Origin of the sequence: Arthrobacter sp. NPDC058127 (assembly GCF_042884555.1) — a bacterium.
Taxonomy (GTDB): Bacteria; Actinomycetota; Actinomycetes; order Actinomycetales; family Micrococcaceae; genus Arthrobacter.
Genome location: NZ_JBHVTT010000002.1, coordinates 16,780 through 31,697, shown reverse-complemented (window position 1 = coordinate 31,697; position 14,918 = coordinate 16,780). Strand labels below are relative to the sequence as shown.

At 63.9% G+C, this 14,918-nt stretch carries 13 protein-coding genes; 5 read left to right on the top strand and 8 right to left on the bottom strand.

From position 1 onward, the window contains the following. Positions 1-14 precede the first annotated feature (14 nt). A complete protein-coding gene (locus tag ACFVTG_RS03470; protein ID WP_171983496.1) occupies positions 15-653 on the top strand; it encodes a TrkA family potassium uptake protein in 639 nt (212 codons plus the stop codon). Between the two features lie 38 nt (positions 654-691). Here ACFVTG_RS03470 and proC read toward each other — a convergent pair whose 3' ends face one another. The 7 genes from proC to ACFVTG_RS03435 form a co-directional block, all read right to left on the bottom strand. Beyond that, entirely contained in the window at positions 692-1,522 is an 831-nt protein-coding gene (proC, locus tag ACFVTG_RS03465; protein ID WP_284754076.1) for a pyrroline-5-carboxylate reductase, read from the bottom strand. Between the two features lie 250 nt (positions 1,523-1,772). Beyond that, positions 1,773-2,609, bottom strand: coding sequence for a sugar phosphate isomerase/epimerase (locus ACFVTG_RS03460; protein WP_059389509.1), 837 nt, complete (start codon positions 2,607-2,609; stop codon positions 1,773-1,775). A 1-nt stretch (position 2,610) separates the two neighbouring features. Next, a complete protein-coding gene (locus ACFVTG_RS03455) occupies positions 2,611-3,675 on the bottom strand; it encodes a Ppx/GppA phosphatase family protein (protein WP_284754078.1) in 1,065 nt (354 codons plus the stop codon). Between the two features lie 71 nt (positions 3,676-3,746). Beyond that, positions 3,747-4,208, bottom strand: coding sequence for an SseB family protein (locus tag ACFVTG_RS03450; protein WP_390277996.1), 462 nt, complete (start codon positions 4,206-4,208; stop codon positions 3,747-3,749). A 178-nt stretch (positions 4,209-4,386) separates the two neighbouring features. After that, positions 4,387-7,113, bottom strand: coding sequence for a type I DNA topoisomerase (gene topA / locus ACFVTG_RS03445; RefSeq protein ID WP_390277994.1), 2,727 nt, complete (start codon positions 7,111-7,113; stop codon positions 4,387-4,389). Positions 7,114-7,231: 118 nt separating this feature from the next. Then, positions 7,232-7,873 carry a winged helix-turn-helix domain-containing protein gene (locus ACFVTG_RS03440; RefSeq protein ID WP_284754081.1) on the bottom strand — a complete coding sequence of 214 codons (642 nt, stop codon included), beginning with the start codon at positions 7,871-7,873 and terminating at the stop codon, positions 7,232-7,234. Between the two features lie 36 nt (positions 7,874-7,909). Continuing rightward, a complete protein-coding gene (locus ACFVTG_RS03435; RefSeq protein WP_390277992.1) occupies positions 7,910-9,583 on the bottom strand; it encodes a methyltransferase in 1,674 nt (557 codons plus the stop codon). Between the two features lie 97 nt (positions 9,584-9,680). On the opposite strand from ACFVTG_RS03435, the gene ACFVTG_RS03430 reads away from it, so the two are divergent. After that, positions 9,681-10,118 carry a hypothetical protein gene (locus ACFVTG_RS03430; protein WP_390277990.1) on the top strand — a complete coding sequence of 146 codons (438 nt, stop codon included), beginning with the start codon at positions 9,681-9,683 and terminating at the stop codon, positions 10,116-10,118. 54 nt (positions 10,119-10,172) lie between these two features. Then, positions 10,173-10,706: a hypothetical protein gene (locus tag ACFVTG_RS03425; RefSeq protein ID WP_390277989.1), complete on the top strand. Its 534-nt coding sequence runs from the start codon at positions 10,173-10,175 to the stop codon at positions 10,704-10,706. A 9-nt stretch (positions 10,707-10,715) separates the two neighbouring features. On the opposite strand, the gene ACFVTG_RS03420 is transcribed toward ACFVTG_RS03425, so the two are convergent. Continuing rightward, positions 10,716-11,609 carry a rhodanese-related sulfurtransferase gene (locus ACFVTG_RS03420; protein ID WP_390277987.1) on the bottom strand — a complete coding sequence of 298 codons (894 nt, stop codon included), beginning with the start codon at positions 11,607-11,609 and terminating at the stop codon, positions 10,716-10,718. 125 nt (positions 11,610-11,734) lie between these two features. On the opposite strand from ACFVTG_RS03420, the gene ACFVTG_RS03415 reads away from it, so the two are divergent. Both ACFVTG_RS03415 and ACFVTG_RS03410 read left to right on the top strand, forming a co-directional pair. Beyond that, positions 11,735-12,430: a GNAT family N-acetyltransferase gene (locus ACFVTG_RS03415; protein WP_284754086.1), complete on the top strand. Its 696-nt coding sequence runs from the start codon at positions 11,735-11,737 to the stop codon at positions 12,428-12,430. Between the two features lie 159 nt (positions 12,431-12,589). Then, positions 12,590-14,914: a DEAD/DEAH box helicase gene (locus ACFVTG_RS03410; RefSeq protein ID WP_390278938.1), complete on the top strand. Its 2,325-nt coding sequence runs from the start codon at positions 12,590-12,592 to the stop codon at positions 14,912-14,914. Positions 14,915-14,918: the final 4 nt, after the last annotated feature.

The following is a 14,918-nucleotide window of genomic DNA, read 5'->3' as shown; positions in this document are numbered from 1 at the left end:
CGCACAATGCGCCCGTGCTGGTGATCGGCTTGGGCCGATTCGGTGCTGCCACCGCCGAGCAGCTCGTCAAGCAGGGACGCGAAGTCCTGGCCATCGAGCGGGACCGCACGCTCGTCCAGAATTGGGCTTCCGTGCTGACCCACGTCGTCGAGGCGGACGCCACCAACATCGATGCCCTCCGCCAGCTCGGCGCGCAGGAGTTCAGCTCTGCGGTGGTGGGTGTGGGAACGTCGATCGAGTCCTCGGTGCTCATCACGGTGAACCTCGTGGATCTGGGCATCGAACACCTCTGGGTGAAAGCGATCACTGCCTCGCACGGCAAGATCCTCACCCGCATCGGCGCCAACCACGTCATCTACCCCGAGGCCGACGCCGGCGTCCGTGCGGCACACCTGGTCTCCGGGCGCATGCTGGACTTCATCGAGTTCGACGACGATTTCGCCATCGTGAAAATGTACCCGCCCAAGGAAACCGTGGGCTTCACGCTGGACGAGTCAAAGGTCCGTTCCAAATACGGAGTGACCATTGTCGGCGTGAAATCCCCGGGCGAAGACTTCACCTATGCCCGGCCCGACACGAAGGTTTCCGGCCGCGACATGCTGATTGTGTCCGGGCACGTGGACCTGCTGGAACGGTTCGCGGCGCGGCCGTAGCTGCGGTGCGAATGGAGCCGTAGCCTCGCCGGGAGGGACTAAGCGAGCTGCTGCGTGATTTCCGCCGCCCGGGCCGCTGCGGCGCGGGCTCCGTCGGCGATGATCGCGGGTATCCCGCCGTCGTTGAACGCCGCGATGGCGCGTTCCGTGGTGCCGTTGGGGCTGGTCACGGCGATACGCAGGGCGGTCGGGTCCGCTCCCGGCTCGGCAAGCATGAACCCGGCACCTGCCACGGTTTCGCGGGAAATCATGAGGGAGAGCTCCGGATCCAGGCCAAGTTCGACGCCGGCGGCCGCCATGGCCTCGGCAAGGTAGAACGCGTACGCAGGGCCCGAGCCGCTGATGGCGGACAGGGCATCCACCTGTTCCTCGGGGATTTCCACGACGGTTCCTGCCGCGGCGAGGATGTCCTTGGCCTGCTGGAGCTGCGCTGGAGTGCAGTTGGTTCCGGGCGAAACGGAGACTACCCCGCGTCCCAGCTTGGCGGGCGTATTGGGCATCGTGCGGATGACCGGCTGGCCCGCCGGAAGCGCAGCTTCCAGCTGGGCGATGGACACGGCCGCGGCAACGCTGATCACAATGGTGTTCTTGGCCAGCGATGGGGAGATTTCACGGGCGAGATCAGCGATGCCCACAGGCTTGACACCCAGGATGACAACCGAAGCGCCCTTCGTAGCCAGCTTGTTGTTGTCTGGTTCCTCGGCTCCGGCGATGGTCATGACATGGTGGCGCTCAGCCAGTTCGGCGGCGCGTTCTGCGCGGCGGACGGTGGCGACGACGTCCGAAGGATCCATTCCGGCGGCAAGCAAACCACCCAGAATGGCCTCGTTCATGGACCCACAGCCAAGGAATGCGATTCGGTTGCTCATGGGTCCATGATGCCAGTTCAGCCGCGCCGCTGCAGAACCAATTGCAGGACTCTCGGGGAGCCAGGATTCCCAGCTTGTTCCCAAGGTTATTGCAGGCTGCACCCAATATCGCTCCGTAACTTAGTAATTACCTCATTGAGGGTGCGAGTGATGAGGCGGGCATGGGGATGTCCGCCACAAGCACCGGTGGTCGAACGGGTTTCCCCCCATTTTCCCGTATCGACCGCCGGTGCTTTCGCGTTTAAGGAACCTAGATCTCGAAGGCTCCCACGAGCGGCGCCCCCAAATGCTGGCGCGCGAAGCGCAGTGTCTCGGCGAGCCACTCCTCGCGTTCACCGGCAGCTTTGGCCTTGCGCGTGGAAATCTCGGCAACCACGGTGCCTTCGAATCCGTTCGATGCGAGATACTGCAGTGCCTCGGCGCACTGCTGGGTCCCATAACCGGGGATCAAGTGCTCGTCCTTGCCCGAGCCCGAACCGTCCGTGAGGTGGACGTGGCGGAGCTTGCTCCCGAGCGCCCGGATCGCCTCAAGGCTGTTGGCACCCGCTGTGGCGGCGTGCGAGAAGTCCCACGTGACGTCGTCGTAATCCTGGCCCATCGGATCCCAGTGCGGAAGGTAAGCGAGCGCCTCCCGGCCGCGCACACGCCACGGGTACATGTTCTCTACCGCGATATGAACCTGGTACATCGCCGCGATCTCGCGCACGCCGGCAGCGAAGTTCTCCGCATAGTTCGACTGCCACCGGAACGGCGGGTGGACCACCACAGTGTTGCAGCCGACTTCGCGCGCCATCTGGCAAGACATCTCGATCTTGTTCCACGCCGGACCCCAAACCTGCTGGGTCAGCAGCAGGGTGGGCGCGTGGATGGAGACGATCTGCTGGTCGTATCGATGGCTTAGCTGGATGAGTGCATCCGGGTTCTGGCTGGTGGCGTTGTTGGTCACCATCACCTCGACACCGTCGTACCCCAGGTCCTGGGCCACGGCAAAGGCGTCGTGGACACTGAGCGGATAGACAGAAGCGCTGGATAGCGCCACCGGGATCCTCGGCGTGTCTTCTTCGGAGTGCTCGACGTCGGTACTCATGTTAGTTGGCCTGCCTCCCGGCGGTGGGGATCGGTATAGATACTGCCGCGGGCGCGGCCGTTCCGGTGTTGGCGCCCAGGCGTGGCACCGGGACCGCGCCGCCGAGCCCGACATGCGGGGCCGGGGCCAGCGGGCCATCGAAGATCAGCTGGTCGAGTCGGCGCAGGATCAATCCCTCGCGCAGGGCCCAAGGGCAGATCTCCATGGTGGGAAACTCGAACATCTCCAATGCGGCCTCGGCCACGAGGGCTCCTGCGAGGATTTGCGCCGCCCGTGCATCGGACACGCCAGGGAGATACAGCCTGTCCTCGACGGTCATGGCCGAGATCCGCTGCGCCCAGAGGCCCAAGTCCGTGGCGTGGAGTTCGCGCTTGACGTATGGACCGGCGCCGCTGGGGGCCGCGCCTGCGATGCGTGCAAGCGAACGGAAGGTTTTGGAGGTTCCGGCCACCAGGTTGGCCCGGCCCAATTGCTTGAACTCGCGCACGACGGGCTTGAGTGTGTGGCGGATGTACTTACGCAGCTCTTTGACGCTCTTGGCCGTGGGCGGGTCATTGTGGAGCCAGTCCCTCGTCAAACGGCTCGCGCCAAGCGGCACTGAGACCGCGAGCTCGGGCAGTTCGTCCTGGCCAAACGCCATTTCGAAGGAGCCGCCGCCGATGTCCAGGTCCAGGATCGGACCGGCGCCCCAGCCGTACCAGCGTCGAACCGCGAAGAACGTCATGGAGGCTTCTTCGCTGCCTGTCAGTTCCTGCAGGGTCACGGTGGTCTCGTGCTTCACCCGGGCAAGGACCTCGACGCCGTTGGTCGCTTCGCGGATGGCCGAAGTACAAAAAGCCAAGAGATCCTCGGCCTTGTGGCGGGCTGCGAACTCCCACGCTTCGAGGACGAATTCGATCAGCTCGTGTTGCCCGGCGTCGTTGATGTTACCGTCGGCGTCCAGGAACTGAACCAGCGAAAGTGGTCGCTTGTGGGAGGCAAACGCGACCGGGCGTGCGCCCGGATGCGCGTCCACCAAAAGCAAATGGACGGTGTTGGAACCGATGTCTAGGACGCCAAGACGCATTCTGCCATTATTCCCCGATTCGAAGCGTGTGAAGCAAGTACGACTGCCGATTCGTGCCGGCTGCCGGTCAATTAGTCCTGGGGGCGCTCGGTGTCCGCTTCTGCGTCGGCGTCGTCGGCTTCGTCGGCGCGGGTGAAGTCGCGTCGGACGTTGGCGATGCCTTCCGGGCCCATCTCGAAGCCGTGCTCGCTGCCGGGGTTGATCACGAGGCCCAGCTCGTCACCGATGCTGTCCAGAATCGCAGCGCCGTGGGTGCCAAGGACGTTGGGCGCGGCCTCGAGGAAGTGCGATTCCACCCGGCTCGGGTGGCTGAACACTGCGAGGACAGGCTGGCCCTCGGAGTTGGCAAGGACAAGTGGCTCCACGGCCGCGTCAGGCTGATCCAAGGAGTCGGTGCTCAGGATGTAGACCTCGTTGTTCAGGAAGGCCAGGATGACGTCCACCGGGTTCGCGTCGGGTTGCCCGGCCTTTGCGAGCTTGGACTCAAGGTCGTTCAGGGGCAGGGATTCCGGGGCTGCAGGCTGATCTGTCATGGTTCCACTCGATCACGGTTCCCCCGCCCGAAGCAATTCCCGGCGGTCTCGCTGCCCGCCCCTGCACTGAGGACACGGATAATTCCCCGGGACACACGTATTCCCTGAGGACGCCCGAATTCCGGTGTCCTCAGGGAATATGCGTGTCCTTAGCGCTCTGGCGCATCCACGGCAACGGCTACTTCTTCGCCGCAGCCTTCTTCGCAGGCGCCTTGCGGGCCGTGGTGGTCCGCTTGACCGGGCCCTTGGCACGCTTCTCGGCAAGCAGCTCGATCGCCTGCTCCCGGGTCAGCTCCTCGAGGGACGTGGCACGCGGAACGGTGATGTTGGTGACGCCGTCGGTGATGTACGGGCCGAAGCGGCCTTCCTTCACCACGATGTTCTTCTCCGAGACCGGGTCCGGACCGAACTCGGCAAGAGGCGGCACGGCTGCACGGGCACCACGTTGCTTCGGCTGGGAGTAGATCTCGAGTGCCTGTTCCAGCGTGATGGTGAAGATCTCTTCTTCGGATCCGATGGACCGCGAGTCCGTGCCCTTCTTCAAGTAAGGCCCGAAGCGGCCGTTCTGTACGGTGATGGGGTTGCCTTCGGCGTCCGCGCCGAGCACTCGGGGCAGGCTCATGAGCTGCACGGCTTCGTCGAGGGTAATCGAGTCAACAGACATCGACTTGAACAGCGAGCCTGTGCGCGGCTTGGCCTTGACGGGCTTCTTCGGCGGCTTGGGTTTGCCGTTCTTGTAGTACTCCACCGGCTGGTTTGCCAGCTGCTCCTCCGTCATCTCCGGGATGACCTCGGTGACGTAGGCGCCGTAGCGGCCGTTCTTGGCAACCACGGTGTGCCCGGTGTGCGGGTCCGCGCCCAGGACACGTTCCTCGGGGGCAGCCGTTTCCATGAGCTCCACGGCCTTGGCCGCAGTGAGCTCGTCCGGAGCGAGGTCCTCGGGAACGTTGGCACGCGCCGACTCCACGACCTCGCCCGTCTTGGGGTCGACAGTGGGGATCGAGCTTTCCAGATACGGGCCGAACTTGCCGACGCGCAACGTGATGCCCTCGGCGATCGGCACGGAGTTGATCTCGCGTGCATCGATTTCACCGAGGTTGTTGACGATGCTCAGCAGGCCGGGATCGGCGTCTTCACCGTAGTAGAAGTGCTTGAGCCAAGCGGCACCGACTGCCTGGCCGTTGGCGATCTTGTCCAGGTCGCCTTCCATGTCCGCCGTGAATTCGTAGTCCACGTAGTCGGTGAAGTGCTGCTCCAGCAAGCGGATCACGGAGAAGGCGATCCAGCTGGGAACCAGCGCAGACCCCTGCTTCCGGACGTAGCCGCGGTCCTGGATGGTGGAGATCGTGGACGCGTAGGTGGACGGGCGGCCAATGCCGCGCTTTTCCAGCTCCGCCGTCAGCGATGCTTCCGTGTACCGCGGCGGCGGCGAGGTCTCGTGGCCAACAGCAGCGATTTCCGAAGCGGTGAGGGAATCGTCCTTGGCCACGTTGGGCAGGCGCCGGGCTTCGTCGGAGTCGTCGTCGCCGCGGCTCTCGTCCTTGCCTTCTTCGTAGGCTGCGAGGAAGCCCGGGAAGGTGATGACCGTGCCGGAGGCCGAGAATTCGGCGTCGCGCCCATCGCTAGCCACTGCGCCGAGGCGGATGGTGGCGGTGGAGCCCTTGGCGTCGCCCATCTGGGAGGCGATGGTGCGCTTCCAGATGAGTTCGTAGAGCCGGAAAGCGTCGCCGGTCAGGTGGTTGGCCACTTGGGCCGGGGTGCGGAAGGAGTCACCCGCGGGGCGGATGGCTTCGTGGGCTTCCTGCGCGTTCGCAGCCTTGTTGGCGTAGACCCGGGGAGACTGCGGCACGTACTCGGGACCGTACAACTCGGCGGCCTGGCGGCGTGCCGCCGTGAGGGCTTCGTCGCTCAAGGCGGACGAGTCGGTACGCATATAAGTGATGTAGCCGTTTTCATACAGGCGCTGGGCAATCTGCATGGTGCTCTTGGAGGTGAAGCGCAGCTTGCGGCCGGCCTCCTGCTGAAGGGTCGACGTCGTGAACGGCGCCGCGGGACGGCGCGTGTACGGCTTGGTGTCGACGGAGCGGACGCGGAAGTCCGCGTTCTCCAGCCCGGCGGCCAACGACGTCGCGAGTTCCTCGTTGAGGTGAACCGCATTTGCGGAGGTGAGGACGCCGTCGTCGTTGAAGTCACGGCCGCTGGCTACCTTCGCGCCGTCGACCGCAGCGAGCTTCGCTTTGAAAGTCGCGGAGCCGGTACCGAACTGGCCAGTCAGGTCCCAGTACGAGGCAGACTTGAACGCCATGCGTTCGCGTTCGCGGTCAACCACCATGCGGGTCACGACCGACTGCACACGGCCGGCGGACAGGCCGCGGGCAACCTTGCGCCACAGCACCGGGGAGATTTCGTAACCGTATAGCCGGTCCAGGATGCGGCGCGTTTCCTGGGCGTCCACGAGGGCGCTGTCAACGTCGCGCAGGTTATCCATGGCCCGGTGGATGGCTTCCTTGGTGATTTCACCAAAGGTCATGCGGTAGACGGGAACCTTGGGTTTCAGGACCTCCAGGAGGTGCCACGCGATGGCCTCGCCCTCGCGGTCCCCATCGGTTGCGAGGTAAAGCGCGTCAGCGTCTTTCAGCTGGGCCTTGAGTTCGGCAACCTTTTTCTTCTTGTCCGGAGACACCACGTAATACGGCTTGAAGTCGTTCTCGATGTCGACGGCGAACTTGCCAACCGAGGTCTTCTTCAGTTCTGCAGGGAGGTCCGACGGCTGCGGGAGGTCGCGGATGTGGCCGATCGAGGCCTCGACAATGAAGCCCTCGCCCAGGTACTTGGCGATGGTCTTGCTCTTGGCCGGAGACTCCACGATCACGAGTTTCTTGCCGGTTTTTGCCTTGCTGGGCACGGTTCTCCTACAGAAAAATGAATTGCTTGGGCTCGTGCCCATATTGGCCTAGTTCACCATATTTTGCAGAATCGTGCGTTTCCATGTGCACAAGTGCTGTGGAGGAACGGTGTCTGGGTTAGCTTGAAGCCGGCGTCCGGTCGTCCGGAATCATCGACCACATCGTAGCGATTCGCACCGCTCCTTCGGGAATCCGCGTGGGATCCTCAAGTTCATATGACCTGATGAGGTCCTGGAATTTGGCCTTGAGATCCGTCCGCTGATCCGGGGTCAAGTACAGCAGATCGCTGGACAACACCATGGCGGCTGCCTCGTTCGCGGCCTCGCCCCGCTGGCGCCGCTCACCGCGGGCCCGGGTGAAGGCAGTCGCCCGACGCCGGAAAGCGTCCAGTTCGAGTTCGACGACGGCGATCTCCGGGCTCGGAGCGTTGCCGCCGGATTTGATGGTGAAGTCCGAGCCCGCGGCCTTCCAACGGCGTTCGCGTGCATCGCCCTCGTTGTCCGCGGCAGTCACAATCCCCCACTTCTGGAGGGCCCGCAGGTGGTAGCTCATGGCGCTCGGCGTGAGCCCGGTCTGTGCCGCGAGCTCGGTAGCCGTACGGCTCAGCTGCGTGGAATACAGTTCCGAGATGACCTCAAGCCGGGCGGCATGCGCAAGCGCACGGATCGCTTTGGGGTCGGTGATCTCCACCGTCTTCTCGGGCCGTTTCCGGCGCTTCGGGGATGCCAGCCCGGTGGATACCCCATTGTCTTCATTCACCGGAACAGTTTATCCGCCGGTGAAGCCGCAATTGTCCTATGCCGCGGGAAGCAAGAAGCCATCGCGGACCAGGTTCCCCACATCGGAGAGCAACCCGGTGCGGAAAGCGCCGTCGTCGAAGTCGTCCCCTCCACCCAGCAAGGCGGCCAAGGCGCCGATCAGCTGGCGGACGGACAGCTCGCCGTCACATGCCGACACGAAGCCGGCCAGCTCGGTGCTCAACAGGTTCGTCCGGCGCAGTCCCGCGCCCTGGCGCAGCAAGATGACACCGGGGTGCTCCGCGCCGGGCCGCTGGTGGCGTTCCTCGGTCACGTCCTCGGCCACCACCAGGTGGGCCTCGGAGAGCTCGTGGGCATCGAGCCAGTCGGCGCGTTCGACAGTCGCGGCAAGGTGCGGGCCTATCGGTTGCTCGATGGGGTACGTGATCTCTTCGAATCGGGTGGGCGCTGCTCCTGAACGCGGGTCCTCGGGGCGCCGCAGCCAGATCATACCGAAGCCGATCGCCTCCACGTTGCGGGACGCGAAATCCTCCAGGTAGGCGGCGTAGGCATCGCGGTAGAGCTTACGGTCGCGGCCCTCGGAGGCATCCTGCAGCCAAGTCTCGGCGTACAGCTCGGGGCTGACCTGTTCCCGCTGGATGAACCACGCTTCCGTGCCGGACCCAGCCAGCCAGGACGCCGGCCGTTCGCTCCATCCGCTACCCGCGGGGATCTCCCAGTTGCCGAGCATCTGCGCCGTGCCGCCGGGCGCGAGAACGTCGGGCAGCGTGCGGACGAGGTTGGCGACGATGTCGTCGCCAGGCAGGCCGCCGTCGCGGTAGGTGAACTGATCCGAAGAATGCTCGCCGGCACTTCGCGGGGTAATGACGAAAGGCGGATTGGACACCACTAGATCGAAAGCCTCGCCTGCGACGGGTTCCAGGAGCGAGCCCAGCCGCAAGCTCACCCTGGACTCGAGATCGGCCGGGTCAAGGTGGAGGGCCTCGGCATTGAGCATCAAGTTGAAACGGGTGAACGCGAGTGCCCGTTCGGAGATGTCGGTGGCCGTGACGTGTTCGCTGTGGTGCAGAAGGTGGAAGGTCTGGATTCCACAGCCCGTCCCGAGGTCCAGTGCCCGTTTCGAGTGCCGCCGTATGGTGGTCTGGACAAGCGTCGTGGAGGCCTGCCCGATGCCCAGCACATGGTCATGCCGGAGCACGCCAGGCTGCTGGTGGGCAGCGAGATCGCTGGAAACCCACAGTTCGGCGCCGCCGCTCCCGCTGTTGTCTGCTCCGGAGTCGCATTCCCAGCCGTACGGCCGCAAATCCACCTTCGCGGCGACAGCACCGCCGTCGTTCTTCTCCACCAGGCCAAGCTCCATTAGGCCCGCGGTGCGGATGCGCGGCAGGGCGGCGTCGACGTCGCCTTCGGTTTGCGGGACCGCGAGAAGCCACAAGCGCACGACGACGGCGAGCGCGGCTTTCGTGCGGTCCGTCGCCGGGTCTCCGGCTGAGTCAGCCGGTTCGGTGACGATGAGCGCGGGGATGAGCTGATCCCGGGCGAGGGCCGAGTGGGCGGACTCTCCAAGAAGTCCTGCCACTCCGTCCACGGTGTAGCCAACGTTTCGCAGGTCGTCGGCGAGCGCTGTGAGCAGCCCGGGAAGGTCGCTGCGGGGAGCGTCGAGGGTGGTGGGGGCGGTCCCAAAGACGGCGGATGTTGCGGGATCAGTCACTGTGCAATTCTATTGGGGCTGGCGGCTGGCTTTCTGCGCGGCGTCTGCGTCGGCCTCTGCGTCGGCGGGGAGGCGTTCGAGCAGGTAGCGTTGAATCATGGCATTTCACCCCTCCACTTGGCGTCGCGCTGCACTTCTGGTCATCGGCGCAGGCACCCTGGCCGTGACGGCCTGCTCCTCCGGGGGATCTGTCTCCAACGCCGACATCCCCGCGTGGAAGGCGACAACCATGCCCTCGGCGGCCGGGGTGGTCGTGGAAGACTCCGGGAAAATCCCGAACCGAGACCCCCTGGTCAAGAGCTTCGCGAACGTCGCTGCGGGAAGCTACACCTTGACCGTGGCCTGCGACGGCGGCGGCAAGGCATTCTTCGACGTTTCCTTGGCCGGTACTCAGATCACCGAGGCCGGGGCGGCGTGCAATGGCAGCCGCGAAACGTCCCGCATCAAAATTCCCTCGACCGGTCCACTGAGCATCAGCGCAAGCAGCGTGGATGCCCCTGTGATCTACGCGTACCAACTGGTGCCGGCCTCGTAACTGCCGCCTCGTTCCCGGTTCAAGCCGGGCGTAGACCGGGCGTAGAGTCGGATTATGGGGTGGGCACGCGCCCTGAAAGTACCGACGACGACCGCGATTCCCGCCGTCGTGCTTTGCAGTGCGCTCGCGTGCGGCACGATGTCGTCGTGCGAATACACCTACGAGGACGGCCGTGCGGCGGCGAGCAGTCCGCCGTCGGCGGTCATCACGGATCCGGTGCTTACCCGCGACCCGGCCCTGGGACAGACCGTCACGGGCGATGCGATGAAGGCTTGGGCGCAGGACGTGCTTCCGGACGTGAACGGATTGTCCTTCTACAGCAGCTTCGGCCTGTTGTCCGCCGGAGAATCCCGCGACGAAGAAACGACCCAGCTTCCCGGGGGTACGTATGCGGTGACGCTTGCGTGCCGCGGTGCCCGCAGCGCCGAATTCACTGTGCGAAACGGGAGCGAAGTGCTCATCGAGGTGATGGTGCGTTGCGGCACCACACGGGTCAAGGTCCTGCAGCTGGAGACGGATGCCGTCCTGGGCATCACGATCACCGCCAATGCGCCGGCGAACTTCGCGTACCGGGTGAGCCGGATCTGATGACCGGAGCTAGGCTGCGCAGCCTTCCGGGCAACGCAGCGTTTCCGGGCTCGAGGCACATTCGGCGCAATACAGCGTTAGGTTGCGGCAGCTCAGATTGGAGCAATTTTCAAACTTGTTGGTGGGCGCCTGGCAGCGGACGCATTCGCCAATGGTCTTGGCGTCCTCACTGAATTCCATGTGCATCCGCTTGTCGAAAACGTACAAGGAGCCTTCCCACAGACCCTGGTCCTTGTAGGTTTCGCCGTAGCGGACAATCCCGCCGTCGAGTTGGTAAACCTCCTTGAAACCGCGGTTCACCATGAGGCTGGAAAGGACCTCGCACCGGATTCCTCCTGTGCAGTACGTGACTACAGGCTGGTCCTTGAGGTCGTCGTATTTTCCCGAGTCGAGTTCCTTGATGAAGTCGTGGGTAGTGGCGACGTCGGGAACGATCGCGTCCTTGAACTTGCCGATCTGGGCTTCGAACGCGTTGCGTCCGTCGAAAAACTTCACATCCTGCCCGGCCGCCTTCTTTTCCTCCAGGAGTGCGTGGAGCTCTTCAGGCTGAAGGTGGGTGCCGCCGCCGACGACGCCGTTCTCATCCACCTTCAATTCGCCGGGGGCACCGAAGGACACGATCTCATCGCGAACCTTGACGCTGAGCCTCGGAAAGTCGTCGGCTCCGCCTTCGGACCATTTGAAGTCGATATCGTGGAAGCCCTTGTATTCCTTGGTGGTCTTCACGTACTGCTTGACGTTGTTCAGTTCCCCACCAACTGTGGCGTTGATGCCGTCCTGCGAAATAAGGATGCGCCCGGTCAGGCCGAGCTTCTCGCACAGGGCGCGCTGCCAGAGCCGAACGGCGTCCGGGTCTGCGATCGGAGTAAAGCCATAGAAGAGCACAATTCTGTTTAAAGCCACGTATTTAAGGGTACTTGGTGGCCCCAAACCCATGTGTCGGGCTGCCGTCCGGCCGCCCTAAGTGTTAATGGAGCTGTTACTGACGGCCCCTGTTGATTCCCAGACCGCTGGCATAGTCTCTCTACATGAGTCACGACGCCTTGGTTGAAGACATCGCTGAGCTGCTCGAAGTCTGGGTGGCTGGCTGGTCTGGGTCCCGGAGCTACGAAACGCGCAAAGAAGGCCGGTTCCCGGCAGCCCTGCGTGCGGACAAAACCGGCGACTGGGAATACTTCGCGCACGACCCATCGGACGCTGAGTTCGCCGAGCTGGCCGCCAAGACAGCCCAGGCGGACACTCGTATCTTGACGATCCTCACGAACGACGTCGGACGCTACACCCAATTGGCTCGCGAGAACGGATTGAACGTCACTTCGGATTCACAGACCATGATGATCGTGGACATGGGGACGCAGGATGCCGAAGATCCGTGGCTCTCGGATGACGACCTCAAGCTCGCGACTTCCGAAAGCAAGGGCGTCCACTACGCGGTGGTCCATGCCGGCGAAAAGGTGGCAGCCAGCGGTCAGGTATTCGTGGTCAGGCAGACAGCGGTGTTCGACAAGATTGTCACCGAACCCAACTACCAGCGCCGGGGACTGGGCAGTTTCATCATGAAAGCCCTCGCCGCGCAGGCATTTCAACACGATGTTGACAGTGGCCTCCTCCTGGCCTCCTTGGACGGACAGCATCTCTATTCGCACCTTGGCTGGAAGCATGTGTGCCAGGTACTCATGATGTCCACCAAGTCGGTCGACGAGACTGACCTTTCTGTGGCGTAGCCGACCTTTGGCGTAGCCGACCTTTGGCGTAGCTGGCTTCTGCGCCGGAAGCCGCCCGCAGCGGGTCCGCGGCCAGCCCGACAACCGGTCTGCGGCGGCGCCGACGACAGCCGGTTTCCGGTGCGATGACAGAATGTTCACGTGAACGCAACTGAATCGATGATCTCCCTTCTGGGCACGAGCCCGGACCCGGAGCAGTTGCGACATGTCCGCACTATTCCGGCGCGGGAGGCTGTCCATGAGGCATGGCCGGGCTGGGCCCATCCCGATGTGGTTGGCGCATACGGATCCTTGGGCATCCACGAACCGTACCGGCACCAGATCGAAGCAGCCGAGCTCGCCCATTCGGGCCAAAACGTCGTCATTGCCACGGGGACCGCCTCCGGCAAGTCGCTTGCCTATCAGCTGCCTGCCCTCGACGCGATCCACCGTTCCGAGTTGCGTGTGCTGTCCGAGCCGGGCAAGATCCACGACGACGGTGCTGTCACCCTGTACCTCTCCCCCACCAAAGCGCTTGCAGCCGACCAGTTGGCAGCGATCCGCGCGCTCAAGCTCCCTACGGTCCGGGCGGAAACGTACGACGGCGATACCGAGCAGTCCCAGCGCCGCTGGATCCGCGATCATGCCAATTTCATCCTCGCCAACCCCGACATGCTGCATTTCGGGATCCTGCCCAACCACACGTGGTGGGCCCGTTTCTTCCGTAGGTTGCGGTACGTCATCGTGGACGAGGCCCACAGCTACCGGGGAGTATTCGGGTCGCACGTCGCCAACCTCATGCGGAGGCTCCGGCGAATCTGTGCCTACTACGGTGCCGGCACCTCCCTTCCTGAGCCGGTGTTCATTGCGGCGTCGGCGACGGCCTCGGACCCTGGCACGTCCTTTGCCCGGCTCATCGGCACTCCCGTCCGCGAAGTTTCCGAGGACTGTTCTCCGCATGGCTCCACCACGGTGGCATTTTGGGAACCAGCCCTGACCGAGCTGAAGGGCGAAAACGGGGCAAAATCCCGGAGGACCGCCGTCGCCGAGACCGCGGACTTGCTGGCCAATCTGGTGTCCTCCCGTGTGCGGACCATCGCCTTCATCAAATCCAGGCGCGGCGCAGAAACAATTTCGTCTATCACCAAGCGCCTCCTCGATGAGGTGGACCCTAGCCTGCCCCAGCGGGTTGCCGCGTACCGCTCCGGGTATCTCCCCGAAGAGAGACGGGCCTTGGAAAAGGCTTTGCGTTCGGGCGAGCTGCTTGGAGTCTCCAGCACGTCCGCATTGGAATTGGGCATCGACATTTCCGGGCTTGACGCGGTTCTGGTGGCCGGCTGGCCAGGGACGAGGGCGTCCCTGTTCCAACAGATCGGACGGGCAGGGCGCGCGGGCCAAAACGCCATTGCAGCATTCGTGGCCAGCGACGACCCCTTGGACACGTACCTGGTCAACCATCCGGAGGCGATCTTTGATGTGTCAGTCGAGGCCACCGTCTTCGATCCCGGAAACCCCTACGTGCTCGGCCCCCATCTGTGCGCGGCCGCGGCCGAGCTCCCGATCGGTGTGGCCGAACTTGACCTGTTCGGGCCAACGTCCGAATCCCTGCTGAATCAGCTGGTGGAACAGGGGTACCTGAGGAAACGGCCTGCGGGCTGGTTCTGGACCCATCCCGAGAGCGCCGCTGCCATGGTGAACCTCCGCGCGGATGGCGGCGGCCCCGTGAGCATCGTGGACTCCGAGACCGGCTCCCTCTTGGGCACCATGGACTCGCCACAGACGCACTACCAGGCGCATACGGGTGCAATCTATGTCCACCAAGGCGACAGCTACCTGGTCGAGGAGCTGAACGAAGAGGACCATTGCGTGGTGGTTCGTCGAACCAACCCGGACTACTACACGACTGCACGTGACGTGACGCAGATCGAGGTCCTGCAGACTCTCCGCAGCGTGGAATGGGGGGATGTCGCGGTCCACTTCGGCGAAGTGAAGGTAACAACGCAGGTGGTTTCCTTCCAACGTAAGGCATTGATTTCCAATGAGGTTTTGGGGGAAGAACCGCTGGAACTCGGAGCCAGGGATCTCTTCACCAAGGCGGTATGGTTTGTGGTTCACAACCGTTCACTGACTGGCGCGGGCCTTGTCGAGGCCCAGTTCCCTGGTGCGCTTCACGCCGCGGAACACGCCGCCATCGGACTTCTCCCGCTGGTCGCTTCAAGTGACCGTTGGGATATCGGTGGAGTCTCAACAGCGCTCCACGCCGACACCGGAGTTCCCACGATCTTTGTTTACGACGGCCATCCAGGCGGCGCCGGATTTGCCGAGCGTGGCTTCGAGAAAGCCAAAGTGTGGTTGACCGCCACAAGGGACGCCATCGAAGCATGCGAGTGTGACACCGGCTGCCCTTCCTGTGTCCAATCCCCCAAATGTGGCAACAAGAACAACCCGCTGGACAAGGACGCCGCGGTCACGCTGATCAACGTGCTCCTGCGTGACGCGACCTAGGTAC